At 67.9% G+C, this 1,467-nt stretch carries 1 protein-coding gene; it reads right to left on the reverse strand.

Going from position 1 to position 1,467, the window contains the following annotated elements:
* Positions 1-22 precede the first annotated feature (22 nt).
* Positions 23-1,240 (reverse strand): IS110 family transposase, encoded by a 1,218-nt coding sequence (locus AB0H93_RS44235; protein ID WP_358582966.1) that lies wholly within the window; start codon positions 1,238-1,240, stop codon positions 23-25.
* Between the last annotated feature and the right edge of the window lie 227 nt (positions 1,241-1,467).

Below are 1,467 nucleotides of genomic sequence, written 5' to 3' on the forward strand. Positions count from 1 at the left end.
GGGGGGTGTTCCTATGTTTTTGTCAAGCGGCGGCTGGGGGCGCTGCGGGCTGGGTTGTGGGGCGGGCCGGCTGGTAGCGGGTCTTGTTTCTGAGCATGGCGAACATGACGTCGCAGCGGCGTCGGGCGAGGCAGATCAGCGCGGCGTTGTGTTTCTTTCCCTCGGCTCGTTTCCGGTCGTAGTAGGCGCGGCTGATCGGGTCCGAGAGGGAGGCGAACGCGGCGAGGAAGAACGCGCGTTTGAGTTTGCGGTTGCCGGTGCGGGCAGGGTGTTCGCCTCGGATGCTGCTGCCGGAACGGTGAGTGACCGGAGCGATGCCGGCGTAAGCGGCCAGGTGTGCCGAGCTGGCGAAGGCGGAGGCGTCGCCGATCTCGAGCAGGATGCGGGCGGCGGTCCTGACCCCGATGCCGGGCATGGAGGTCAGGACCTCGGCAAGAGGGTGCGCATCAAGGATCCCCTCGACCTCGGTTGCGAGGGTTTTGCGTTGTTCCAGAACGGTTTTCAGACTCTCGGCCAGCCGGGGCAGCACCATGTCGGCTGCGGCCGCGCCGGGAACCACCACGGTCTGTTCGGTCAGCGCGGCCAGCAGCTCGTCGACGAGCCGGGCTCCCATGCGGGGCGCGTGCTTGGTCGCGATCGAGGTCAGCTTGCGGCGGCTGGTGTTGGCCAGACCGATCGGTCCGCCGCAGCGGGCCAGGATCTCCAGCACCGCTGGGTGGGTGACTTTCGGGCCGAGAGTGCGTTCGAGGGCGGGGTGGATGCCGGTGAGCAGCCCGCGGATGCGGTTGCTGATTCGGGTGGCCTCGGCGGCCAGGTCGTCATCGAAGCCGATCAGCACGCCGAGTTCGGCCAGGGCGTCGTCGCCGACGTCGACCTGGCGCAGGGTGTGGGGCAGGGTGCGTGCGGCGTCGGCTATCACGAAGGCGTCGCGGGCGTCGGTCTTGGCGTTGCCTGGGTAGAGGTCGGCGATGCGGCGCATGGCCAGACCGGGCAGGTAGGCGATCTGGTGCCCGCAAGCACGGGCGACCGCGACCGGCAACGCGCCGATCGTGGCCGGTTGATCCACTACGACCAGCAGCGGCCCGTGGACAGCAAGCTTGTCGAACAGTGCCCGCAGCTTCGGTTCGCTGTTGGGCAGCGGCCCATCATGCAGCCGTTTCCCGGCTGGGTCCAGGCCCACGGCATGGTGTTCGCCCTTGCCCACGTCCAGACCGAGGAACACGCCGTATGTGCAGGTCATCGACCATGTCCTTCACGTCGAGTTGCTGGTCACCAGTCAGGCATCGACGGCCGGCAGCCACGTTACGACGAGACCTGCCCTGAGGGCGGCCGTGTCCCTATCAGCGGTCCCTCGATGCCACCAGGCCCGGTGACACCACCCCCCGGATCATGCAAGCGACTGGGGGACAAAGTCATGCCGGACCTGGCGACCAGGGCTCCAAGATCAGAGCCACGAAAACGGTAACG

The sequence above is a fragment of the Saccharopolyspora sp. NPDC050642 genome, from assembly GCF_040654735.1.
GTDB classification, from domain to species: domain Bacteria; phylum Actinomycetota; class Actinomycetes; order Mycobacteriales; family Pseudonocardiaceae; genus Saccharopolyspora; species Saccharopolyspora elongata.

What these genes read in the sequence shown, in the direction of transcription:
- AB0H93_RS44235 (WP_358582966.1), bottom strand. Translation starts at nt 1,240, where the DNA reads ATGACCTGCACATACGGCGTGTTCCTCGGTCTGGACGTGGGCAAGGGC.